This window comes from Lacticaseibacillus jixiensis, from assembly GCF_042847315.1.
In the GTDB taxonomy this organism is placed as follows: Bacteria; Bacillota; Bacilli; order Lactobacillales; family Lactobacillaceae; genus Lacticaseibacillus; species Lacticaseibacillus jixiensis.
The window spans coordinates 245,672-268,600 of sequence record NZ_BAAFPR010000001.1 but is presented as its reverse complement, the minus strand read 5'-3'; the positions used below and the strand labels follow the sequence as shown (position 1 = coordinate 268,600).

The 22,929-nt window shown below is 52.0% G+C and carries 19 protein-coding genes; 18 read left to right on the top strand and 1 reads right to left on the bottom strand.

The genetic code is table 11. From position 1 onward, the window contains the following. Positions 1–118: 118 nt before the first annotated feature. The 5 genes from ACGG90_RS01305 (at position 119) to ACGG90_RS01285 (ending at position 4,797) form a co-directional block, all read left to right on the top strand. Positions 119–2,236, top strand: a complete 2,118-nt coding sequence (locus tag ACGG90_RS01305; protein ID WP_390404831.1) for a peptidoglycan D,D-transpeptidase FtsI family protein — start codon at positions 119–121, stop codon at positions 2,234–2,236. A 243-nt stretch (positions 2,237–2,479) separates the two neighbouring features. Beyond that, entirely contained in the window at positions 2,480–3,163 is a 684-nt protein-coding gene (locus tag ACGG90_RS01300) for a rhomboid family intramembrane serine protease (protein ID WP_390404828.1), read from the top strand. A 17-nt stretch (positions 3,164–3,180) separates the two neighbouring features. After that, complete coding sequence (locus ACGG90_RS01295) at positions 3,181–3,387, top strand: YqgQ family protein (protein WP_390404887.1); 207 nt, start codon at positions 3,181–3,183, stop codon at positions 3,385–3,387. A 15-nt stretch (positions 3,388–3,402) separates the two neighbouring features. Beyond that, positions 3,403–4,362 (top strand): ROK family glucokinase, encoded by a 960-nt coding sequence (locus ACGG90_RS01290; RefSeq protein WP_390404827.1) that lies wholly within the window; start codon positions 3,403–3,405, stop codon positions 4,360–4,362. Positions 4,363–4,392: 30 nt separating this feature from the next. Next, the gene (locus ACGG90_RS01285) at positions 4,393–4,797 is read left to right on the top strand and encodes a rhodanese-like domain-containing protein (RefSeq protein ID WP_390404824.1); all 405 of its coding nucleotides are present in this window, start codon (positions 4,393–4,395) and stop codon (positions 4,795–4,797) included. Positions 4,798–4,897: 100 nt separating this feature from the next. On the opposite strand, the gene ACGG90_RS01280 is transcribed toward ACGG90_RS01285, so the two are convergent. Continuing rightward, positions 4,898–5,077, bottom strand: coding sequence for a DUF3042 family protein (locus ACGG90_RS01280; RefSeq protein WP_390404822.1), 180 nt, complete (start codon positions 5,075–5,077; stop codon positions 4,898–4,900). Between the two features lie 99 nt (positions 5,078–5,176). Between ACGG90_RS01280 and miaA the strand changes: the two genes are divergently transcribed. The 13 genes from miaA to ACGG90_RS01215 all read left to right on the top strand — a co-directional run bounded on the left by miaA (position 5,177) and on the right by ACGG90_RS01215 (position 22,929). Then, complete coding sequence (miaA, locus tag ACGG90_RS01275) at positions 5,177–6,091, top strand: tRNA (adenosine(37)-N6)-dimethylallyltransferase MiaA (protein ID WP_390404819.1); 915 nt, start codon at positions 5,177–5,179, stop codon at positions 6,089–6,091. Beyond that, positions 6,088–7,344: a methionine gamma-lyase family protein gene (locus tag ACGG90_RS01270; protein ID WP_390404816.1), complete on the top strand. Its 1,257-nt coding sequence runs from the start codon at positions 6,088–6,090 to the stop codon at positions 7,342–7,344. The genes miaA and ACGG90_RS01270 overlap by 4 nt, the downstream gene beginning before the upstream one ends. Positions 7,345–7,622: 278 nt before the next feature. Continuing rightward, positions 7,623–7,982: a MerR family transcriptional regulator gene (locus ACGG90_RS01265; protein WP_390404815.1), complete on the top strand. Its 360-nt coding sequence runs from the start codon at positions 7,623–7,625 to the stop codon at positions 7,980–7,982. Positions 7,983–8,009: 27 nt separating this feature from the next. Then, positions 8,010–9,353 (top strand): type I glutamate--ammonia ligase, encoded by a 1,344-nt coding sequence (gene glnA / locus ACGG90_RS01260; protein WP_390404812.1) that lies wholly within the window; start codon positions 8,010–8,012, stop codon positions 9,351–9,353. A gap of 587 nt (positions 9,354–9,940) precedes the next feature. Further along, a complete protein-coding gene (locus tag ACGG90_RS01255; protein ID WP_390404810.1) occupies positions 9,941–11,059 on the top strand; it encodes a glycosyl hydrolase family 8 in 1,119 nt (372 codons plus the stop codon). Further along, complete coding sequence (gene wsfD, locus ACGG90_RS01250) at positions 11,037–12,536, top strand: glycan biosynthesis hexose transferase WsfD (RefSeq protein ID WP_390404808.1); 1,500 nt, start codon at positions 11,037–11,039, stop codon at positions 12,534–12,536. Before ACGG90_RS01255 ends, wsfD begins: the two co-directional genes overlap by 23 nt. After that, on the top strand, positions 12,526–14,094 hold the full coding sequence (locus ACGG90_RS01245; RefSeq protein WP_390404806.1) for a hypothetical protein: 1,569 nt from the start codon (positions 12,526–12,528) through the stop codon (positions 14,092–14,094). Before wsfD ends, ACGG90_RS01245 begins: the two co-directional genes overlap by 11 nt. 8 nt (positions 14,095–14,102) lie before the next feature. Continuing rightward, positions 14,103–15,356 (top strand): glycosyltransferase, encoded by a 1,254-nt coding sequence (locus ACGG90_RS01240; RefSeq protein WP_390404803.1) that lies wholly within the window; start codon positions 14,103–14,105, stop codon positions 15,354–15,356. Beyond that, on the top strand, positions 15,301–17,415 hold the full coding sequence (locus tag ACGG90_RS01235) for a cellulose biosynthesis cyclic di-GMP-binding regulatory protein BcsB (protein ID WP_390404800.1): 2,115 nt from the start codon (positions 15,301–15,303) through the stop codon (positions 17,413–17,415). The genes ACGG90_RS01240 and ACGG90_RS01235 overlap by 56 nt, the downstream gene beginning before the upstream one ends. Continuing rightward, positions 17,408–18,265, top strand: coding sequence for a diguanylate cyclase domain-containing protein (locus ACGG90_RS01230; protein ID WP_390404797.1), 858 nt, complete (start codon positions 17,408–17,410; stop codon positions 18,263–18,265). Before ACGG90_RS01235 ends, ACGG90_RS01230 begins: the two co-directional genes overlap by 8 nt. Before the next feature lie 24 nt (positions 18,266–18,289). Next, on the top strand, positions 18,290–19,258 hold the full coding sequence (locus ACGG90_RS01225; RefSeq protein ID WP_390404794.1) for a glycosyltransferase family 2 protein: 969 nt from the start codon (positions 18,290–18,292) through the stop codon (positions 19,256–19,258). After that, positions 19,251–20,396 (top strand): non-hydrolyzing UDP-N-acetylglucosamine 2-epimerase, encoded by a 1,146-nt coding sequence (gene wecB, locus ACGG90_RS01220; protein ID WP_390404791.1) that lies wholly within the window; start codon positions 19,251–19,253, stop codon positions 20,394–20,396. Before ACGG90_RS01225 ends, wecB begins: the two co-directional genes overlap by 8 nt. Positions 20,397–20,709: 313 nt before the next feature. Further along, positions 20,710–22,929: a DUF3329 domain-containing protein gene (locus ACGG90_RS01215; protein WP_390404788.1), complete on the top strand. Its 2,220-nt coding sequence runs from the start codon at positions 20,710–20,712 to the stop codon at positions 22,927–22,929.

Below are 22,929 nucleotides of genomic sequence, written 5' to 3'. Positions count from 1 at the left end.
CAAATTGCGAGCAAGTAATAAATGGTTAAACTTATCATATCATGCTTTGCCCGCCATGGCGTTATCGCGGTGTTTTTGCTACACTGATAGGGAATCAAGACGATTAAGGAGCCTTATTTTGAAATATATTCGCACCCCGAAGCCGAAGCGGACCAAATCCCATATCCCGTTTCGGTTGAATTTGTTATTCTTCTTCGTTTTCTTATTATTAGCAGCTTTAGTTGGGCAGTTGGCGTACTTGCAGATCTTAAACGGCGCGCGCTTCACTGCCGAAGTCGATCGCACCGATCAAACCACCGTCACCGGCTCGGTGCCGCGCGGGCTGATTTACGATTCGCAAGGCCGCGCCTTGGTGGAGAATAAGGCCAACAATGCCATCACCTTCACCAAAGGCACCGATGCCACGTCGCAGTCGATGGTGGATACCGCCAATCGTTTGGCGCGCTACATCACGGTAGATTATTCGACTTTGCAAAAGCGCGACTATGCCGACTATTATCTAGCCGACACCAAATCCGCCAAGGCGGTCACCAAAGCACTGCCAGCCAGCCAGCGCTCTAATGACGCCACCAAACTGTACAAACACCAAGTGGCTTATGTGCAAAAGCACCTGCCGGATTATTCGCCTCAGCAGAAACAAGCCGCAGCGTTGTACAAGTTGATGAACGGTGCCACTCAGCTGACCACAGTGTATTTAAAGAACACCGGCGTTACCACCGAAGAAAGTGCTAAAGTCGGCGAGAACCTCACCGACATGCCAGGGGTCAACTTAGGCACCGATTGGGAACGCGCCTATCCTAACGGCGATTCCATGACCTCTGTGATCGGTACCGTATCGTCTTCGAAATCTGGCTTGCCTTCTGACGGCTTGAAGTCTTATTTGGCCCAAGGTTATGCCCGCAACGACCGGGTGGGGATCTCGTATCTGGAGAAAGCTTATGAAAGTGTCTTGAAAGGCGCCAAGTCCCGCACCCAAGTGGAACTCAACACCAATAACGAAATCGCCAAGCAAGTACAGACGTTCAAAGGCGAACAAGGCGCCAACTTGAATCTCACCATCGATTCGGCTTATCAAACCAAAGTTGAAGCGATCTTGAAGAAAACCTTTGCCCAAGCCTTATCCAGCGGGGATGCTGCCCATTCTGACGGGGCTTATGCCGTCGCCATGAATCCCAAGACTGGCGCGATTTTGGCGCTGGCTGGCGAATATCACAATGCCAAAACCGGCAAAGTCTCAGACGATGCTTTAGGGGTGTTGAACCGCAGCTTCGTCATGGGGTCGGCGGTGAAGCCGGCGATGGTGTTAGGCGCTTTGCAAGACGGCGTCATCACGACCTCTAACAACACCCAAGTCGACACGCCGATTTATTTAACCGGCACGCCGGTGAAGAAATCTGTATATCCGGTGGGGACGTTTAGTTCAATGAATGCCACGCGGGCTTTGGAAGTGTCGTCTAACATTTACATGATGCGCTTGGCGATGAAAGAAGGCCACGCGCAATACGTGGCCAACCAATCGCTGACCATGGACAACGACATCTTCACTAAGATGCGCCGCTACTTCTCTGAATTTGGCTTAGGCCAAACCACTGGTGTTGACTTGCCAGGTGAAGTCAAAGGCCAAACCGGCTCCACAATGCTTAATGGCCAGTTGGCGGTGGGTTCGGCTTTGGACTTGTCCTTTGGTAACTATGACGCTTATACATTGATGCAAATGGCGCAATATGTGTCAACTGTTGCCAATGACGGTTATCGCATGAAGCCTTATATCGTCAAGTCGATTTCACGCACCTTAAGCGACGGCAGTGCCGGGCCGGTGGTTCAAACCACCCAGCCGCAAGTGCAAGCCAAGATCAACAACACCCAAGCCCAAATCGACTTGGTCAAACAAGGCATGTGGCAAGTGGTCCATGGCACCAACGGCTGGACGACAGCCACCACGTTGAACACCTTAAACCCTGGGGTGGCGGCAAAAACCGGGACGGCGCAAACTTTCACCAGAGCCGATCCGACCAACACCAGTTCAGCGCTGCTGACCACGACGACGTTAAGTTTTGTCGGCTTTGCCCCAGCCAAAAACCCGCAAATCGCCATTGCGGTGGTGGTGCCGAACTTGACTGAAGATTCGTCTAATTACAACTTAACCATCGGTAAGCAAATGATCACCGATTACTACGCCATGAACAACATCAAGAAAGTCAGCGGCTACTCGCAACATCAAGCCACGCTGAAATAGCTTCAAGCGATGAACCAGCCGGCAGTCAGCGGCTGGTTTTTTTTGTTGGCCAAGCGGCGAAAAGCCGCGTGTCACTAGGCATGATAATAAAAAAATGCTACACTTAGTAGGATTGCTGAATCTCAGCAAGCTACTTGTTTGTGCGCAATTTCAAAGCCCAAGTGCACCTGTGGGGTTTTGAATGAACTGTTGCGCAAAGCGTCTTGCACTAGTGTGGCATTAGTATCGGAAGGGAGCCTTGTGATGCAGAATCGATTCAACCGCTATGCCAATACCCCGTTTGTGACGTATGCGTTGTTAGCCGTGTCGGTGGCGATGTTTGTCGTCGAAACCATTGCCGGTGGCAGCACTAACAATTACGTCTTGGTGCAAATGGGGGCGCGGCTTAACGAATTGATCTACGCCGGCCAATGGTGGCGCTTTATCACGCCGGCATTCTTGCACATTGGGTTGATGCATATCGTCGTTAACGGCGTGTCGCTGTATTATCTAGGCGCGATCACCGAGCGCATCTTTGGCCACTGGCGGTTTCTGGTGATTTATTTGGTTTCTGCCATTGCCGGTAATGTGGCAGGCTTCGTGTTTGCCCCAAACAGCTTGAGTGCCGGCGCGTCAACGGCGATTTTTGGCTTGATGGGCGCCTTTTTGATGCTAGGGGATAGTTTCCGCGAGAATCCGGTGGTGCGGCAGTTGGCGCAACAATTTGCCTTGCTGGCTGGGATCAACTTGGTGTTCAACTTGTTTGCCAGCGGCGTGGATATTTCCGGCCACATTGGCGGCTTGATCGGCGGCTTCTTGATTGCCGGCACCGTTGGCGCGCCGCAGTTAGGGCGGATTCATCCGGTGCGCCAAGCGGTGATGGCCATTGTCTTAGTGGCGGCTGTAGTGGCGCTGTTGGCAGTAGGCTTTGGGCAGGGGGTCGCATGATGCAGTTATACCCGACGATGTACACGTATTATGATGTGCTGCAGCTGCTGAAGCGCTTCGGCACTTACATCCATTTAGGCCAGCGCTTATGGGACATTGAACTGGCGGCTAGTGAAGTGGATCGGCTGCATGAGTTGCGCTTGATTCCGGATGACACCTACGCCAATGCCAAGATCGTCTTGCGGCACGCGCATGAACAAGAAGCCAAACACCCATTAATTTGACTATGGAGGATAACGATGACTGACAAGAAGTTATTAGGCGTTGACCTTGGCGGCACCACCGCTAAGTTTGCGATTTTAACCCAAGATGGTGAGATCCAACAACGCTGGAGCATCGATACAAATATTCTGGATGAAGGGAGCCACATCATCCCTGATATCATCGCATCGATTCAAGACCATTTACGCTTGTACAACATGCAAGCCAGCGATTTTGCTGGGATCGGCATGGGGACACCAGGGACGGTGGATACCAAAGCCGGCACGGTCATCGGCGCTTATAATCTCAACTGGAAGACCTTGCAACATCCTAAGCGCGATATTGAAGCGGCCATCGGCATTCCTTTTGCCATTGATAACGACGTCAATGTCGCGGCCATGGGCGAACAATGGAAAGGCGCAGGCGATGCCAGCGACAACGTGACTTTAGTCGCATTAGGTACCGGTATCGGCGCTGGTGTGATTTCTGATGGCCACTTGCTGCACGGCGTGGCTGGTTCGGCTGGGGAAGTGGGCCATGTCACCGTTGATCCAGACGGTTACATGTGCACTTGCGGCAAGAAAGGCTGCTTGGAAACCATCGCTTCTGCTACCGGCGTCGTGCGCGTGGCGCGTGATATGGCCGAAGAATATGCCGGCGACTCCCGCCTTAAGCAGATCCTGGATGACGGTGATGAGATTTCCAGCAAGATCGTCTTTGATTGCGCCAAAGAAGGCGACAAGTTGGCGCTGATGATCGTTGATCGCGTCAGCTACTTCTTAGGCTTGGGTTTGGGCAACGTCGGCAACATGCTCAACCCAGAATATATCTTGATCGGCGGCGGTGTTTCAGCTGCTGGGGACTTCTTGTTGACACGGGTGGATAAGTATTTCAAGCAATTCACTTTCCCCAATGTCCGCGAAACCACGAAATTGCGTTTGGCGACTTTAGGCAACACTGCTGGCGTGATCGGCGCCGCCAGCTTGGCACGCCATTAAGTAACTGCAAAAAATTAGGGGGCAACGCAATTGAGTTGGTTAAATTTCTTATTGGTTGTAATTGGCGCTGGACTGATCGTCTGGGCGGCCAATTGGTTATGGCGGTATTTCCGCAAGTCTCAGCTGAAGTCAGTGGGCGGTGAAATCGAACCGGAACAATTCGAAACCACCATGCGCAAGGCGCAGATCATTGATTTGCGCGAGCGCAAAGATTTCGATGCCGGCCATATCTTAGGCGCCCGCAACATGCCATATTCGGTGCTGAAAGAACGCATGGGCGAGCTGCGCGAAGACTTGCCAGTATACTTATACGATGCCGCTGGTGAACTGGCAGTCGGCGCCGCTGCACGCTTGAAGAAAGCCGGCTTCACCAAAGTCTACTTCCTGAAGAAGGGTTATCAAAACTGGTCGGGCAAGACCAAAAAGAAGAAGTAGCCCACAATTCGGCCTGTGTCCTTGCAATGCAGGGGCACAGGCCGTTTGTCTGGCGCACAAAAAAAGCGCCATCGACCAGTTTGGTCTTGGCGCTTGGCAATTAGCCTAAGTGTGCAGAATGCCGCTTGCGGTTGGCTTTAGCCCGGTTGTCTTTGATTTCTTGGACCTTGGTTTCAACCGGTTCGATGTAAGACTTCTTGAAGGCCAAGACGCTGCCGGCCACAGCAGATACGGTGACGATGCTTCCTAAGAAGAAACCTTTAGCAAATTTGTATTTCATGTGTGTCCCTCCAGATTTGTGATTGTTGTTAAGGCCATTATACCGTATTCAAAGCGCATACACCAATCAAACCCTGACGCCAGCAGAAAGGATGAGTCAATGGACAAGCTTCTCATGATCGGCGGACCCACCGCCGTTGGCAAAACGGCATTATCCATTCAACTGGCCCAAGCTTGTGATGGCGAAGTGATCAATGCCGATGCTTATCAGATTTATCGCGGCATGGATATCGGCACCGCCAAGGCCACCGTTGCCGAACGTGCCGGCGTGGTGCACCATTTACTAGACATTGTTGAACCCGGCCAGCCTTATTCCGTGGCGCGCTTCAAAGCCGCCGCGCAAACGGCGATCAAAGCCGTGACCGCCCGCGGCAAATTGCCGATCGTCGTTGGCGGCACCGGTTTTTATATGAATGCCTTGCGCTTGGATTTGCCATTAGGCGGCCAAGCGCCGCCTAGCGACTTGCGTGAGCAGCTGCAACAAGTTGACTCAGCAGCGCTTTGGCAGCAGCTGGCAGCCCAAGATCCAGCAGCCGCAGCAGCCATTCCGGTGGGCAATCGCCGCCGGGTGATCCGCGCTTTGGAAGTGATCCATGAAACCGGCAAGCGCTTTTCGCAGCAGCCAGTCCCTAAACCCGCCTATGACGCGTTGGTGATCGGCTTGACCACCGAGCGCAGCTTGTTGTATCAGCGCATTAACACGCGCGTCCGTGACATGATCGATGCCGGGTTGGTGGCGGAAGTGCGCCGCGTGGTTGCCCAAGCTGGCCCAGAGGCCCAAGCGCTTAAAGCAATCGGCTATAAGGAATTGCTGCCATACCTTAACGGCGAGCAAAGCTTGCCAGAAGCCGTCGCGTTGATTCAGAAGAATTCGCGGCATTATGCCAAGCGCCAGTTGACGTATTTCAGACATCAAATGCCGACGCAGTGGTATGATTTGGTGCAACACCCTGAACAATTAACGACCATTATCGACCAGGTTGCGGCCTGGCAGCAAAAGGAGTACAAATCGTGAGTTGGAAAGATGAATTTGATCCAAAATTAGTGCAAACCGTCGCCCAAGTTGATACTCAAATCGCTGGTCGCTTAGCCGAAATGGATGAGCAAATCGTGGAGAATCAAGCCAAAGTGCTGCGCGCATTTCAAGCGCATCATGTGGCAGAAAGCGACTTGTATGGCTCAACCGGCTACGGCCACAGTGATGAAGGCCGCGATAAGCTTGAAGCCATTTATGCCGATGTCTTAGGCGGCGAAGATGCCTTGGTGCGGCCTCAGTTTGTTTCCGGCACCCATGCCATTGGCGTGGGGTTGTTGGGGCTGGTGCGGCCAGGCGATGAGATCTTGTACATCACCGGCAAGCCTTATGACACCTTACAAGAAGTCTTGGGTATGGCCGGCAACGGCATCGGCTCGCCTAAAGAATATGGCATCAAAGCCGACTTTGTGCCGCTGTTGCCCAATGGCCAAGCGGATTTACCGGCGATTCAAGCGCGCTTGAAGCCGGAAACGAAAGTCGTGGCCATTCAGCGCTCACGCGGTTATGCCACGCGCGATTCTTTCACCATCGCCAAGATCAAGGCAATGATCGCGGCGGTGCGTGCCGTGCGGCCTGATATGTGGATCTTTGTCGACAATGCTTATGGCGAATTCTCGGAATTGCAAGAACCGCTGCATGTCGGCGCCGATGTGATCGCCGGGTCCTTGTTTAAGAACGCTGGCGGCGGCTATGCCAAAACCGGCGGCTACATCGTCGGCAAAAAGGATTTGATTGAGCGCATCAGCTATCGCTTCACGGTGCCGGGTTTAGGCGGGGCAGAAGGGGCCACTTATGGATCATTGCGCGATATGTTCCAAGGCTTCTTCGTGTCGCCGCAAACCACTGGCAACGCCATTAAAGGTGCGATTTTTGAAGCGGCGCTGCTTGAAGCGTTAGGGCTTAGTGTGTCACCAAAGTGGGATGCCCCGCGCACTGACTTGATTCAAACGGTGAACTTCGGCAATCCAGAAGATATGGTGAAATTCGCCGCCGCCGTGCAAGCCAATTCACCGGTGGATTCGTTTGTCACACCGATCCCAGAGCGCATGGCAGGCTATGAAGATGAAGTGATCATGGCCGGCGGCTCGTTTGTGGCCGGCTCCACCACAGAATTCTCCGGGGATGGCCCGCTGCGTCCGCCTTATACCTTGTATATGCAAGGCGGCTTGACTTATGCGCATGTGAAGATCGCCATTATTGGTGCCGCGCAAAGCACCTTCTTTAACAAATAAGTGCCAAGGGCCCTGTTTGACATTCACCAGAATGTCGGCAGGGCCTTTTTTGGTGGCGGCGGTTTAAGATGAGTTGGTGGTTAGAGAATTATTGCAACAGGATGCGACAATGATGACAGTAATTTGGCGATATCCCGATGCAGTGGGGTTTATTTCTGACACTGGAAGCAATTTCTTCACATTTTTTAAGATAGATGTGAGGTTAAGTGACATCTGTCGTTGACGGGTGGCAAGATGATTGCTAGTATGAACCATGTTATCGGAAGGAGGCCTTGTTCATGCCAGATATCGGTGATTTACGGACGCGTTGCGTGTTGCCTATTGGCACTGTGATTCAGCTGACGGATCTGACTGCCCGCCAGATCCGCTACTATGAGGCGCAAGATCTCGTCCATCCCGAACGTACTGCCGGCAATCATCGCATGTATTCGCTGAATCATGTCGACACGCTGCTTGAAATCAAAAGCCAATTGGCCGATGGTTTCACGCTTGCCGATATCAAACAGCTGATGCATCCGCGCCACCGCGAACCTAACAGTGACGAAGAAGTACGCCAGATGTTGCGTGCGGAATTGATGAATCAAAGCCGCTTGAATCAAGGCAGCAATCTGCGCCAAGGTTTTGGCTTTCGGCCGTAACAACAATTGAAAAGGAGCCCAACAAGTATGGCAAAGAAGACGATCACCGCCGACGAAATTCGGCAAAGCGTTAAGGAAGAGAATGTAAAGTTTCTCCGGTTGATGTTTACAGATGTCAACGGCATTATCAAGAACGTCGAGGTGCCGATCTCACAACTTGAGAAGGTGCTGAATAACAAGATCGCGTTTGATGGTTCTTCCATCGACGGCTTCGTGCGGATCGAAGAAAGTGATATGCGTCTGTATCCTGACTTCAACACTTGGTTGCTGTTCCCATGGGGCAATGAACACGGTAAAGTCGCACGGTTGATTTGCTCTGTGCATAAGTCTGATGGCTCACCTTTTGCCGGCGATCCGCGCAACAACTTGGCTCGGGTCGTGGAGAAGATGAAGAAAGCCGGCTTCTCAGCTTTCAACATCGGCCCAGAACCAGAATTCTTCTTGTTCAAGATGGACGAAAACGGCCAGCCAACGACCAAGCTTAACGATAAGGGCTCCTATTTCGACTTCGCACCGCTGGATCTTGGCGAAAACTGTCGTCGCGACATCGTGTTGGAATTGGAGAAGATGGGCTTTGAAGTGGAAGCTTCTCACCATGAAGTGGCCCCTGGCCAACATGAAATCGACTTCAAGTACGCCGATGCTTTAGACGCGGCTGATCGCATCCAAACCTTCAAGCTGGTGGTTAAGTCCATCGCCCGCAAGTACAACTTGTATGCGACCTTTATGCCAAAGCCGTTGCAAGGCATCAACGGTTCTGGGATGCATATCAACATGTCCTTGTTCTCAGATGACAACACCAACGTCTTCTATGATCCAGATGCCGATGATCAACTCAGCGAAACGGCTAAGCACTTCTTGGCCGGCTTGTTGGAACATGCCCGCGGCTTGACGGCGATCAACAACCCAACGGTTAACTCCTACAAGCGTTTGGTGCCAGGCTTTGAAGCCCCGGTTTACATCGCTTGGTCTGGTACGAACCGTTCACCACTGATTCGCGTACCTCAATCTCGCGGTTTAGGCACGCGGTTGGAACTGCGCTCAGTTGACCCAACTGCCAACCCATACTTAGCCATTGCGGCGATCTTGGAAGCTGGTTTAGACGGGATCGGCAACGGCTTGACGCCAGAAGATGCAATCGATCGCAACATCTATCGCATGCAAGATGACGAACGCAAAGCCAACCACATCCAAGATCTGCCATCTACTTTGCACAATGCGTTGAAGGCTTTAGCTGCTGATCCAGTGGTTAAAGGCGCATTAGGTGAACACTTGTATCAATCATTCAAGGATTCCAAAGATCTTGAATGGGCGGCATATCGTCAATCCGTTTCTGAATGGGAACGCGATCAATATCTTGAATTGTACTAATCAAAGCCTCATTTAAGCGGCTTTGGCAGCGCTGCTTCACGATTGTGTTGAATCGTGAAGCAGCGCTGTTTTTGTACCAAAGCGGAGCAGCCCGCACTTAGCGGTGGATATAAGACGGGATGACGCAAAGGCGGTTTGTGCCTTGGCGGCGTCACGACTTATATCACGCCGCGTTGGGCTGCGCAGCTCGACGAAGACCAAAGCGGAGCAGCCCGCACTTAGCGGTGGATATAAGGCGGGATGACGCAAAGGCGGTTTGTGCCTTAGCGGCGTCACGACTTATATCACGCCGCGTTGGGCAGCGCAGCTCGACGAAGCCCAAAGCGGAGCAAAGCGCACTTAGGGCGGAGTGTAAGGCGACCTGGTGCCCAGGCGTTTTTTGCCTGCGTACCGGGGCGACTTACACGCAAGCCCGTTGCTTTGCACAGCTAGACGACGAAGACCAAAGCGAATCAAAGCACACTTAGCGGTTGATGCGATGACAAGGCGGCATACACAAGATTTTAAATATTTGAGAATCATTCTTGTTAGGTCATGTTACAATGAAGATGTTAAGTTGTAGGAATAAATTTACGGGAGGGACTGATTTGCGACGAATCGCGGTAGTGTTGATCTTGGTTGGCTTGCTTTGTGGCTGTGCCCGTGCCACCACGGCTGATCAGCCGCTGCCACAGCCCACTGGCTTTGCACAGAAACCGGCGGTGTCCACCAGTCACTTGACTAAGTTAACTGATTTCCTCAAATTAAATTTCGTTGAATCTGATGGCATTAAAACCAGCTTAGGCAAATCCGCCAAATCTGCTAAAGCCGGCAGCGGCACTGAATATCTGGCAGAGTCTTCCGGCTTGTGGCTGCTGCATTTGGTCAACACTGGCCAATACGCGCAGTTTCGCCAGTTTTATCGCCGCACCAAAGCCACGTTATATAACGGCAAGACCTTCAGCTATCGCTATGATCCTGCTAACCACAAGCGCTCGGCGGTGAATGCGTCAGTTGATGATCTGCGGCTGATGCGGGCGTTGATCGCATATGATCAAGCCACGCACTCTAAGCACTATCAAGCTGAATTACAAGTTGTGTATAAGGCTTGGGCAAAGGTGTGTTTGCCGCAACTGCAGCTGCGCGATTTGTATGATACGCATTCGCGCACTGCCGCCACACAAGGCAGCTTGGCGTTTTTTGATTTGCAGGTGCTGCGTTACTTAGGCGGCCACAAGGCTTATCAACAAGCTTATCGCGTGGTACAAGGCGGCTATTTAGGCGACGCTTTGCCAGTGTATGCTGCCAGTTATGATTGGAATGGGCAAACTTATTCCAACAAAGACTTAAACACCTCAGAAGCGCTGGAAGTCTTGTTGCAGCTGGCGCGGGTTGGCCATTTGAAGCCGCAAAGCCGCGCTTGGCTGGTATCGGCGGTTTCACGCGGGTATTTGGCCAACGCCTTTACCACTACTGGTATTATCACTGACAGTAATCAATCGGTGGGCAACTGGGCGTTGATCGCGCAGATCTTTGCGGTGCTGCATGATGGCAAACATTATGACCAAACCATGGCACTGATCTGGCGCCAACAGCTTAAAACCGGGCCACTGGCTGGAGGTTTTGGCGATCAGAAAACCGGCATCAGTTATTCTTACAACAACTTGAATGTGCTGTTAGCAGGGGAGGTGAAGCAAGAAGCTCATGCAACAAATCAAGCAAATTAGTATCCGCGCCTGGCAGAAGTTCACTGCGCATGTATCGCCTGCGGCAGTGGCGGTGTTGTTAACGATCTTGATTGTGGCGCCATATCTGTTCTTGAATCCGATCCATGGCTATGCCGACAACGGGGACTTCTGGCGGGCGATTTATCCCAACGGTATTTATCCTTTTGCCGCGCATGATCGCAGTGATTACTTCAATTACGTCACGCCGCATTACCACATCATGCAATATTTCAACGAGAACAAGATGGAAGTGTACAGTTCCCAAACGCTGTTCATCCAAGCGGCGCTGTGGCTGAATCGCTTGTTTTACAGCCGCACGGTGTTTGATATCCGCTTCTTAAGCGGGCTATATTTCGTCTTGTTCTTAGGCGCGATTTATCTCATGACCCAAGCGCTGACCACGCCGAAGCGGCGGGTGAGAAGCTATTTGATCGCGCTGATGGTGGTGTTTGTGTTTGCCGATAGTGCATATACACTGTATTTCAATTCGTTCTTCGCCGAGCCGGTAAGCTATTTGGGACTGTTGTATGCAGTGGCAGCTTGGTTGTTGCTGGCGCGCAAGCCCTATCGCCATCGCTGGCCGCTGTTGGTGACGTATTTTGTCAGCGTGGTGGTGTTTATCAGCAGCAAACAACAGAATGCCCCGATCGCCTTGAGTTTTGTGGTGGTGAGCTTAGGTACGCTGTTTCTGCCGCGCTTTAAGCAGCACTGGCCGGCGCTAGTTGGCGGCATGGCGGCGATTTTGCTCACCGGGGCGGTGACGTTTGCCTTGATTTCGAAGCTGTTTGATGACGTCAACGTGTTTCAAGCTTTCTCCTATGGCGTCTTAGTGGAGAATGATGACCCAACCAAAGCCATTGCCCAAGCCGGCTTAAATGGCCAATATGCTTTGATGCGTAACGAACCTTACAATCCGCCAAGCTATGCGCCGGTGTTGCCAAGTGATGCGTATATCCAGCACCACTTGACCACGCATCTGAGTACCGTGTGGGTGTTTAAATACTTTATCAAACATCCTGCACAACTGGTGAAATTAATGGATGTTGCCGGCAAGAACATGATGGTGGTGCAGTTGCGCGCCGTCGGGGATTTCACCAAAGACGCTGGCGCCAAGCCTTTGCAGCAAAGTCATTATTTTACCGGCTGGTCGCTGCTTGCAGAAACCTTCTACCCGCGCAAATTTGCCTTTAATGTGATGTTGGCTTTGGTGTTGATCATGGTGTTTGGTGTGGGCTTGTATGCTGATTTGCAAACCGGCGCGCTGGAAGGGCCGATGCGCTTCACCTTGATTTTGGGGCTGCTTACGATTTTGATTTTTGTGCCGGCAGTATCGGTGATCGGTTCTGGGATCTCGGATCTGGCCAAGCACTTGTTTGCCGTACCGGTGACGGTGTCGCTATTGATCGTGATCTTGATCGCCGATGGCTTAAGCGGCAGATTGTGGCATGCATGGCGTGAGGCAGACGATGAAGAATAAATTACGTGGTTGGCTAGTCGCTTTGTTCTGTTTATGCGGCTGGTGGTTTGAACAGCCCAATGTGCCAGTGCAAGCAGCGGCGCCAAGCAAGGTGTTGTTGGCCTATGATGCGCTTAATGCAACCGAAAACAAAGGCACCAATCTTGCGGCGGTACAGCGCTTGTTGACCAGCGCCAAAGTGGCGGTCAAGGTCCAAGCCATCAGCAATTATCAGCCAGGCGAGTTGGCAAAAGGCCATTACCAAGGCGTGGTGACGCTGATCAATTGGCCAACAGTGCCAATCGCCAATCGCGCTTTTATCAACGATCGCGCGCACTTTACCGGGACTAAGTTACATATTGGCAGCAATTTGGACCCGGCAGAAGTCAAGGCGTTTCAGGTGGCCAAAACCACGCTGTATCGCCGCCAGATGTTAGTCAAGCTGGATCAGGCCACCCAATTGTTGCCTTATCAAACGGATCTGGATGTGTTGACGCACTTGCCAGCTGGGGCCAAAGCTTATGGCAGCTTGACCATTCAAGGCGAAGATACCACGTATCCTGGCGCAGTGGTGGCCAAGCGGCAAGGCTTTATTCCTTATTACAATGGGGCCGGGATCAGTCAGCTGATCGCTACCAGGGTCGTGGCGGCGTTGTTTGCGCAGTATCCTGGCGATTATCAGCCGCTGTTGTTGATCCAAAATGTCACGCCGTATAGCAACCTCACGCAACTGCAGGCGTTAGCCGATCATTTATATGCGCAAGGGATTCCTTTTGCCATTAGTGCGACCACGGTAGCCAAGAACTTTGACTTGTTGGCGTTTCGCCGCTATGCCAAAGCCTTGCGCCAAGTGGAAGCCGACGACGGCCTGATCTTTATGCGCATGCCGGCAGTCGGCGATCCAGGCGCCAGCGGCGGGGTGTTGTTGCGCAACACCTTGACCAGCATGGTGACAGGCTTGGCACAACAGAAAGTGTTCGCTGTGGGGTGGGCCTTTCCAACTTATTGGAATCGCGACGCGGTATTTCGCCGATACGCGCTGCATCAAGCCACCACGGTAATCCAATTAGCTGATCCGAGTCAAATCACCTATGCCAAACAAGATGACCGCCCAGGGGTGTTTGACCAAGCGTATACGATCGTGGCTGGCGACAGTTTGCAAACGCAGAAATACGGCACGCCTTTAGCCGCTTATCCTTGGACTTTTGCGCTGCCCTCGGCGGTGACGTTTGAAATGCCGAATTCAACCAAACAGCGGCTAGGCTTGCAGCAGCGGATCGCTGATTTTAACTTTGCTTGGCAGCCCACGACTGCCCTCAGCGGCCGCATCGACATCGGCATGGTCACCACGGCGCATCAAGGCGGGCAGTATTATCTCAACGGCCGCGTTACAGACACTGATTATCGCCCGGTTGATCGCAAGCACTTAAGCACTAAGCCTGGCGAGTCGTTGATCAATCGCTTCTTTAGCGTGCAAGGCAAGCTGTTGTGGGGCTTTTTCGCCATCAGCTTGTCGATCATGGGCTTGTTGCTGCTGATCGGGCGGCGGGTGTATTTGAACATGTATAAGCGAAAGTAGGTGAGTCTTTGTCAGTGCTGGATTTCTTCTTATTCATTGCGATTTTCTCGATTTGGGCGATTTTGATCGTCAACATTATCTTGACTGTGGCCGGCTACATCTATTATTTGCGCTGGGTGCGCAAGCCGGCGCCGGTGTTGCCAAAAGACCCGCCGTTTGTGTCGATCATGGTACCAGCGCACAATGAAGGCATTGTGATCGTCAAAACCGTCATGGCGTTGTTGGCCTTTGATTATCCGCCTGATCGCTATGAGATCATTGTGATCAACGACAACTCCAGCGACAATTCGGCGGCTTTGTTAAAGACCTTGCGGCAAGTCAATCCGACGCGCAATTTGCAAGTAATCAATACCGACAAAGTCACCGGCGGCAAAGGCAAGTCCAATGCCTTAAACATCGGCTTAACCCATGCTAAAGGCAGTGTGATTTCGATTTATGATGCCGACAACACCCCAGAGCATGGCGCATTGCGCTATTTGGTGGCGGAATTAATGAGCGATCCTGAGTATGGCGCGGTGATCGGCAAGTTCCGCACCCGCAACAAAGACGCCACGCTTCTCACGCGCTTTATCAATGTCGAAACCTTATCGTTTCAATGGATGGCCCAAGCCGGCCGCCAGCAGCTGTTTCATTTAGGGACGATTCCAGGCACCAATTACGTGATCCGCCGGGAATTGCTGGATCGCGTTGGCGGCTGGGACGTTAAGGCTTTGGCTGAAGACACCGAGATCTCGTTTCGGGTTTATCAAATGGGTTATCGCATCGGCTTTCAGCCGCTGGCGGTGACTTGGGAACAAGAGCCGCAAACCCTTGATGTGTGGTTTCATCAGCGCACGCGCTGGGTCAAAGGCAATATTTACGTCATTATCAAGAATGCCCGCAAACTTTTCACCAAAGCCGGCAAACATATCCGCTTTGATCTGGTGTATTTCTTGGCCATTTATTTCTTGTTGATGACCAGTTTGATCTTGTCCGATACCGTGTTTGTGTTGTCGGTGGCTGGGGTGGTGCATTCAAGTTTGAATGGCTTTTCTAACGGCTTGTGGTTAACGGCGATTTTAAGCTTTTGCATCAGCACGTCTTTGACCATTACCACTGAGAAAAGTGAGATGCGCTTGAGCAATGTGTTCGTGATCGTCGGCATGTATGTTGTTTATAGTCAAATGTGGCTGGCAGTAGCCGCACATGGAATGGTGGGATATATCCGTGAACAAGTCTTTCATCAACAAGCTAAATGGTATAAGACGAAACGTTATCAGTGAAATTGCCTTGCTGGCGGTGCTGGTATGTTGCGCTGCGGCTTTTGGCCCAAAGCAGCATGTGCAAGCAGCCAGCCCGCACTCGTATACGCAGATCTTTCAGAATCCAACCACGACTTTGTCTGGCAAAGCCGTGCAAACCAGTTTGTACTTCAGCAAAATGGATTACTGGCAAGTGAAGAAAGCCACGTTCAGCTTCAACTTTCAGATCTCTCAGCTGGCTTCTCGGCAAACATCTGATCTCACCTTGAGTCTCAATGGGGTGAAATTCCTGTCGTTTCGGCCCAGCAAAGAAACCGGCTTGCAAACCAAAACCGTCACCTTGCCTTTGAAGCTTTTGTCCGGTTCCAACACCTTGCAAATCTCCGGGCAGATCCTCAACCAAACGCCGCTTGCGGCCAATGTCCAACAAACCCCGGCCAACTGGTTGACGCTTGCGGCAGGGGCCAATGTCAATTTTCAATTCGGCATGCAAGAAGCCAATCGCGCGATCAATTCCTGGTATGCGCATTTTACCGGGATGGATACCATTGCCAATCACCGCTCGGCCATTGTCGTGCCAAACGCGCCGACTGCCGATGAGTTAACTGCGGCGATGCGGGCATTAAGCGGCGTGGCGCGGATCATCACCACCACTGACACCAAATTGCCGGTGGTCAAGGCTAACAGCACCATCGCCAAGCAAGTTGATTATCCGTTGGTGGTGGCACCATATGCGCGCTTGCCTAAAGCTTTGGCCCAAGCGGTGGCGGCCAGCGGCTGGCAAACGCATGGCGTGTTAGCCACCGTTATCAAAGGCGCCAAGCATTATTTGGTCGTCACTGGCAAAACTCCTGCCATGGTCAATAAAGCCGCGAAGTTCGTGGCCAATGAAGAACTGATGAAAGAAACCGCCAGCGCCACAGAATCGGTGGTTTCCACCACGCAAACCGCCACTTCCGTCTTGCAATATCAAGGCAAGCGGCAGTTGACGACAACTGAAACCAATCTCAAAGGGCCAGGCCATCAAAGTGCCTCGTACTTCATTGCGCTGCCAACAGATCGCACCAATGCCGATGGGTCCAAGATCACCTTGCATTATCGCTATGCCAAGAACTTGGACTTCAAGCGCGCATTGGTGACCGTTAAGCTCAATGATCAGATCCTCGGCAGCAAGCGCCTGACTGCCGCTAAAGCTGATGGCGATACCTTAACGGTGACGGTGCCTAAGCAATTTGCGGTAGGCAACACTTTTACCATCAGTGTGGATTTTGACTTGGAAATGTATCATCAAAGCGGAAACGACAGCGACGCCACCCCTTGGGCAACCGTCGGTACCGATTCTGCAGCGTATATTCGCTCCAAGCCGCGCCAAGAGTTGTTGTTTAGCAATTTTCCCAGCACCTTCATCAAAGATCAAACCTTCGATCAAGTGGCGGTGATCGCGCCTAAAACCTTGACCACCCAAGACATGGCGACGTTAACCAACGTCTTTAACATGTTAGGCAATTATGTCCAGCAAAACACTGGTTCGATCAAGTTCTACCGCACCACCCCCAGCAAGGCCGTGCTTGCTTCAAGCAGTGTGATCGCCTTAGGCAGCCCCAAACAGAATGCTTTCATTGATCAGCTCAATGATCAACTGTACTTCAAATACGCCAAAAACCGCAGCGGTTTTATCAGCAATGAGAAATTAAGCATCGAGAAACAATACGGCAAAACCATCGGTGTGGCGCAATTGCTGCGCTCGCCTTATAACGCCCACAAAGCGTTATTGGTAGTGACCGGGGCGACACCGCAAGCCACGCTGTTGGCTTCAACGCAAATCAGCACCCAAGCGGCGATCAGCCAATATCACGGTGACGCGGTGGTGGTTGATCAAGACAACAACCACTACAGCTATCGCTTCAAGAAAGTCGCTGCGGTGCACGCCAAGCGCTCCGTTAAGAAAGTGATCACCAAGAATGCCACCTTGTTGATTTATTTGGGATTGGCAGTGTTCATGTTTGCTTTGGTGCTGCTTTCAGGATTCTTGATCTTGCGCAAGCACGCCAAGCATGAAGGAGGCGATCGGCATGCATAAACGCACCAGTAATGCTTCCATGAAAGCCGACTTATACTTAATGAGCTGCGTGTTTCTGGCTGCCGTGATCGCAGTGGGGATGATGTTGACAGGGGCGCATTATACGCTGCTCAACACGGCTTATTTAGGGATCACGGTGTTTTTGTTGTTGATGACGTATTTCTTTGGGTTAACCGTCGGCATCGGCGTCAACATGGTGTTCATCTTTGCCCAGGCGCTGGTGATGATTTATTTGAAGCTCACCGGCGGCCAAGTCGCGTTGGTGATGGCCATGTGGCTGATCGCGCCTAGTGCGCTGAATTTGGCGTTTTATGCGATGACCATGCAGCTGCGCGAGATGCAAGCTGAGAATGCGCGCTTAAGTGAGCAGATGGTCGAGCATGGCGCGTTTGATCAAAGCACCAATTTGCGCACCACGGTGGCGTTTCTGGAAGATGCCGGGGTGTTTATTGAAACCAGCCGGCGCTTTAAGATTCCAGTCAGTGTGGTGATGATCCGTATTCGCTATTTTCACGATCTGCGCACCATGCTTGGCGAACAGCGAATCCAAGAATTGGTCAGCTTGGTGTCGCAAACGGTGCAAGCTGCTACACGCGATAATGACATTACTTATTGGTTAAACGATGAAGATCCTACTTGGGGCGTCTTGGTGTATGCCGATGCAGCCGGGGCAAATATTGCCGCAGATCGCATCAAGCGCCGCTTTGAAGAATCGCTGCAAGCCACTGCCGCTTTGGCCAGTGTGGATCTGACTTTGAAAATCGGGGTGCACACTTGGCAAGCCGACGCGCCAGAAGACGCCAATGCGTTCATGGCCAGCGGCATCAAAGAACTTGAATATGATGTATAAGCGTTGCGGTTTGGGGGCCGAAATATGCAAGAAAGTAAATTAACTATCGTGATTCCCGCCTTAAATGAAGAAGCTTTGCTCAACAGTACCTTGGATCGGCTGTTTAAGATTGAAGCAAAGCTCGTTCAAGCCGATCAAATCGCAGCTGATTCCGATATTCTGGTTGTTGATGACGGTTCTAAAGATCACACCTGGCAAGAAGTCAAAACCTATGCCGCGCATCAGCCGCATTTGGCCGGGTTGCGCTTTAGTCGCAACTTCGGCCATCAGAATGCGTTGATCGCCGGGTTGCAAGAAGCCATCAAAACCGCCGATATCACCATCACCATCGATGCAGATCTGCAAGATGACCCAGACGCCATGGTCGAAATGATCCAAGACTACCATAACGGTGTGGATATCGTGTATGGCGTGCGCGCCAATCGCAAGACTGACAGCTGGTTTAAGCGCAATTCAGCCGAAGCGTATTACAAATTACTGCGGCATTTAGGCGTGGAATTAGTGCCGGATCACGCCGACTTTCGCCTGATGTCCAAGCGCGCAGCCGCCACGTTCTTAGAATATCATGAACGCAATATCTTCATTCGCGGCTTGATCCCAAAGCTTGGCTTTCCTAGTGCCAAAGTCTTCTACAAGCGCACGCCGCGCCAAGCCGGCAAATCCAAGTACCCGTTGCGCAAGATGTTGGCTTTTGCTTGGAATGGCATCACGTCGCTGACGGTAGCGCCGGTGCGTGCGGTATTGCTGCTGGGGGTATTGGTCAGCGGCTTGGCGGTGTTGATGTTTATTTACACATTATGCCAACGTGCCGTGGGCCAAACGGTCAGCGGCTGGGCATCGTTGATTATTTCAATTTGGTTTCTCGGCGGCGTGCAGTTGTTTGCGCTGGGCTTGATCGGCGAATATGTCGGCAAGATGATGGTGGAAGTCAAGCATCGCCCGCGCTTTACCATTGAAGAAAGTTTGCCAGATGGAGGCCAGCAGCATGCGTAAAATCAAAGTCATGACGGTGTTTGGCACTCGGCCGGAAGCCATCAAAATGGCCCCGCTGATCAAAGCCTTACAAGCGCGCCAACAAGAATTTACCGCAACGACGGTGGTCACCGCGCAGCATCGTCAGATGTTAGATCAGGTGATGGCGGTATTTCATTTGCATGCTGATTATGATTTAAACATCATGCAGCCCAAGCAAAGTCTCGAAACCATCACCGCCAATGTTTTAGCCGGTTTAGGGCAAGTGATCGACCAAGAACAACCAGACATTATCTTGACTCATGGTGATACCACCACGACTTTGGCGGCGAGTTTATCGGCATTCTATCATCAAGTGTGCCTTGGCCATGTCGAAGCCGGCTTGCGCACTTGGCAGAAATACAGCCCGTATCCTGAAGAAATGAACCGGCAGTTAACGGATGTGCTGGCGGATCTGTACTTTGCCCCAACCAGCCAAAGCCGTCAGAACCTGCTGCAAGAACATCACCCGGCTTCGGCGATTTTTGTCACCGGCAACACTGCCATTGATGCGTTGAAGCAAACTGTGGCTGATGATTATCATCATGCGGTGTTGGATGATGTGGCTAAAGGCGCGCGGGTGATCTTGGTCACCATGCATCGCCGCGAGAATCAAGGCGCGCCAATGCGGCGAGTGTTTGAAGCCATGCGGCAGGTGGTGGATGCGCATGCGGATGTGGAGATCATTTATCCAGTGCATCTCAATCCCGTGGTGCAACAAGCCGCCAGTGAATGTCTAGGCGATGACCCGCGCATTCACTTGATCGATCCGCTGGATGTGGTCGACTTCCATAATTTGGCGGCTCGCAGTTACTTCATCATGACTGATTCCGGCGGTGTGCAAGAAGAAGCACCAAGCTTAGGCAAGCCGGTGTTGGTGTTGCGCGACACCACTGAGCGCCCAGAAGGCGTCGCCGCCGGCACTTTGCGGCTGGTGGGGACTGATCCTAAAACAGTGCAAGCGGCGATGAACGACTTACTCGATGATCCTGCCGCTTATGCGCAAATGGCCAATGCTGTCAATCCTTATGGGGATGGCCATGCGGCGCAGCGGATCTTAGATGCGATCAGTTATTACTTTCACCAGCGCCAAGCTCCGCCGCAAGCTTTTGGCGCATGATCCAATCGCGATGACTTATGCGGGCATAGGTCATCGCGATTTTTTGGCGGTTACCGCCGTAGTCGAGAAATTGGACAGGACAGGGGAGCTCGCATGGCATGTTTGGCATCAGCATTATTTATCATTCCATACAGCTGCTGGGGATAAATTGGTATATGCTATTCATGACGACTGCAAGTGACAATCGGCAAAAAGACCCAAAAAACGCAATTTATTACAATCAAAATATGTTATAAATATATAAGTGTACTAACTAAATCGCGGCGGCAACGGGAGTGGCCAAAGCAACTGTGTAAGTATTGGGGAGACGTTGATGGACAACGATAATAAACGACTCGCTGCCGACAGCGGCGCGAAATCTTGGTTGGGGCTGGGATTGACGCTGATCGGGTGGCTGGTGGTTAGTGTGGGTGTTGGGGCCTTAATGTGGTTATTAAACCATTTCGCCGGTTATTCCGGTGACGATTATTTGTATCATTTTTTCTTTCAAGGCGAAATGCCTGGCGCTCATTTGCGGGGGATCCATAACCCGTGGGACTTATTTCAATCTTTGCAGAATCACACCCGCTTGTTTAACGGCCGCTTTGTGGCGCATGCCGGGGTGATGACGGCGATGCAATTTCCTAAAAGCGTGTACAATATCGCCAATGCCGTGGTTTTTGTGGTGGTCGGCTGGCTGATCAACGTGCATGTTTTCGGCACAAAGCGCATTCGCGTGAGTTTTCTGGCGCTGACTTTTATTTTGATGTGGTTTGCGTTGCCTGATTATGGCACAACGATCCTATGGCTGTCTGGTGGTTTCAATTACTTGTGGATGGCCATGGTTTATTTGACGTTCCTGTTGCCGTATCGCTTCAACTTCAAGGCCAAACACCCCAAGTTGATGACCATCGGCATGGGGGTGCTGGGTTTCTTGGCTGGGGCCACGAATGAAAATACTGCGCCTTTGACCTTGTTTATTGCCTTGGCGTTGACGATTTTTGATTGGCAAGATTCGCAACTGGCCTACAAATGGGTCGGCGGCCTTTTTGGTGCCTTGGGCTTTTATGTGATGGTGCGCTCCGGCAGCCAGCAAATCGCTGTGCGCGGCAAACAATTTCAACTCGGCAACCTGTTGCATCAAACCATGCAGTATTCAGGCTTGTGGATCGCTTTGGCGTTTGGTTTGATCTTCTATTTATATTGGCAACATCATACTTATGGCCACCAGCTGCTTTGGCGCAAGAATCGGGTTTTGCTGGCGGCGCTTTTGTATGCCATCGGCGCGGTGTTAGGGATTGCGGCCTTGGTGGTTTCGCCGCAGATCCTCAGCCGCGTGTTCTTCGGGCCGAATTTATATTTGATCATCGCGCTGTTGTTGGCACTGCGCGATCACGCTTTGTTGCGCCGCGGCACCTGGCTGGCGAAGCTGCTGCCAGGACTGGTGGCAGTGGCGTTAGGGTTCATGGCGATCCCAAGTTTCGATGCGGCGGTGCAGTCGAATTATCAATCCTATCGCATCTTCAAGACTGGCGATGCCATCTGCCGCCAAGCCGCCAAAAAAGGGCTCACCCATGCGCAAGTGCCTGGCATGCAGCCGGTGTATACCGACCGCAACCCTTATTGGTCATCGACTTATGTCAACAACAATCATCCCAGCAAGGCTTGGTTTAATGTGTGGATGGCGCGCTATTATGGGTTGAAAGTCGTCTCTGTTGACAACACGATCCCGGTGCCGCAAGTGGCTAAACCTACGCACACCTTGGCTTGGCAAGTCTATCTCGGCTTAGTGGCGGTGCATGCCAAACTTGAGGCGGTATTTGCTGCCCAGCCGGTGCATGCGGCAACTGCCATGCGCACGGCGTTGTTGGTGTATGTCGACGAACACGGCAGGCAAGTGGGTACCGAGCCGATTTCAGGCGTGGTGGGGTCAACGTTTGATATTTCGCATGCTTCTCGCGCCGGGTACAAAACCAACCCTGGCAATCCCAAACATTACACCTTCACTGCCGCTGCCAATCAAAGTCTGACCATTCATGTGACCAAACAAGCGGCGCCAGCCAAAGCGCAACTGGCTTACACGCTGGCTTCTGGTCAAGTGGTGGGGACTGAGCCGATCAGCGGCGTGGTGGGGCAAGTAATTGACTTGTCCCACGCCAGCGTTGCTGGTTATCAAACCAAACCTAATGCGCCTAAGACTTATCGTTTCACCAGCGCGGCCAAGCAAGTGGTGACAATGCCAGTGGCGGCGCAATTGCGCGGCTTGACGATCAGCTATTATCACGGCAAAAGCCGGGTGCTGCGCGTTTTTGAACAAGTCAAAACTGGTGACAGAATCAAGCTTAAAGCGCCTTTCGGCTACCGCTTGGCTAAGGGCGAAGCTGCCACGCGGGTGATGCCTGCCCAAGGATTAGCAACATTGCAGGTGGCGGTGGTGCGGCAAAGCGGCTGGTTGAGGTTGAAGTGGTCGCTGCCATTTTGGCTGGTGATCGTTGCGGTGATTTTCTTCATCTGGGATCAAATTGCCGCTTGGCGTGTTTATAAGGGGGTGTAA

What these genes read in the sequence shown, in the direction of transcription:
- ACGG90_RS01280 (WP_390404822.1), bottom strand. Translation starts at nt 5,077, where the DNA reads ATGAAATACAAATTTGCTAAAGGTTTCTTCTTAGGAAGCATCGTCACC.
- wecB (WP_390404791.1), top strand. Translation starts at nt 19,251, where the DNA reads ATGCGTAAAATCAAAGTCATGACGGTGTTTGGCACTCGGCCGGAAGCC.
- ACGG90_RS01295 (WP_390404887.1), top strand. Translation starts at nt 3,181, where the DNA reads ATGTACACGTATTATGATGTGCTGCAGCTGCTGAAGCGCTTCGGCACT.
- glnA (WP_390404812.1), top strand. Translation starts at nt 8,010, where the DNA reads ATGGCAAAGAAGACGATCACCGCCGACGAAATTCGGCAAAGCGTTAAG.
- wsfD (WP_390404808.1), top strand. Translation starts at nt 11,037, where the DNA reads ATGCAACAAATCAAGCAAATTAGTATCCGCGCCTGGCAGAAGTTCACT.
- ACGG90_RS01265 (WP_390404815.1), top strand. Translation starts at nt 7,623, where the DNA reads ATGCCAGATATCGGTGATTTACGGACGCGTTGCGTGTTGCCTATTGGC.
- ACGG90_RS01215 (WP_390404788.1), top strand. Translation starts at nt 20,710, where the DNA reads ATGGACAACGATAATAAACGACTCGCTGCCGACAGCGGCGCGAAATCT.
- ACGG90_RS01300 (WP_390404828.1), top strand. Translation starts at nt 2,480, where the DNA reads ATGCAGAATCGATTCAACCGCTATGCCAATACCCCGTTTGTGACGTAT.
- miaA (WP_390404819.1), top strand. Translation starts at nt 5,177, where the DNA reads ATGGACAAGCTTCTCATGATCGGCGGACCCACCGCCGTTGGCAAAACG.
- ACGG90_RS01290 (WP_390404827.1), top strand. Translation starts at nt 3,403, where the DNA reads ATGACTGACAAGAAGTTATTAGGCGTTGACCTTGGCGGCACCACCGCT.
- ACGG90_RS01225 (WP_390404794.1), top strand. Translation starts at nt 18,290, where the DNA reads ATGCAAGAAAGTAAATTAACTATCGTGATTCCCGCCTTAAATGAAGAA.
- ACGG90_RS01230 (WP_390404797.1), top strand. Translation starts at nt 17,408, where the DNA reads ATGCATAAACGCACCAGTAATGCTTCCATGAAAGCCGACTTATACTTA.
- ACGG90_RS01245 (WP_390404806.1), top strand. Translation starts at nt 12,526, where the DNA reads ATGAAGAATAAATTACGTGGTTGGCTAGTCGCTTTGTTCTGTTTATGC.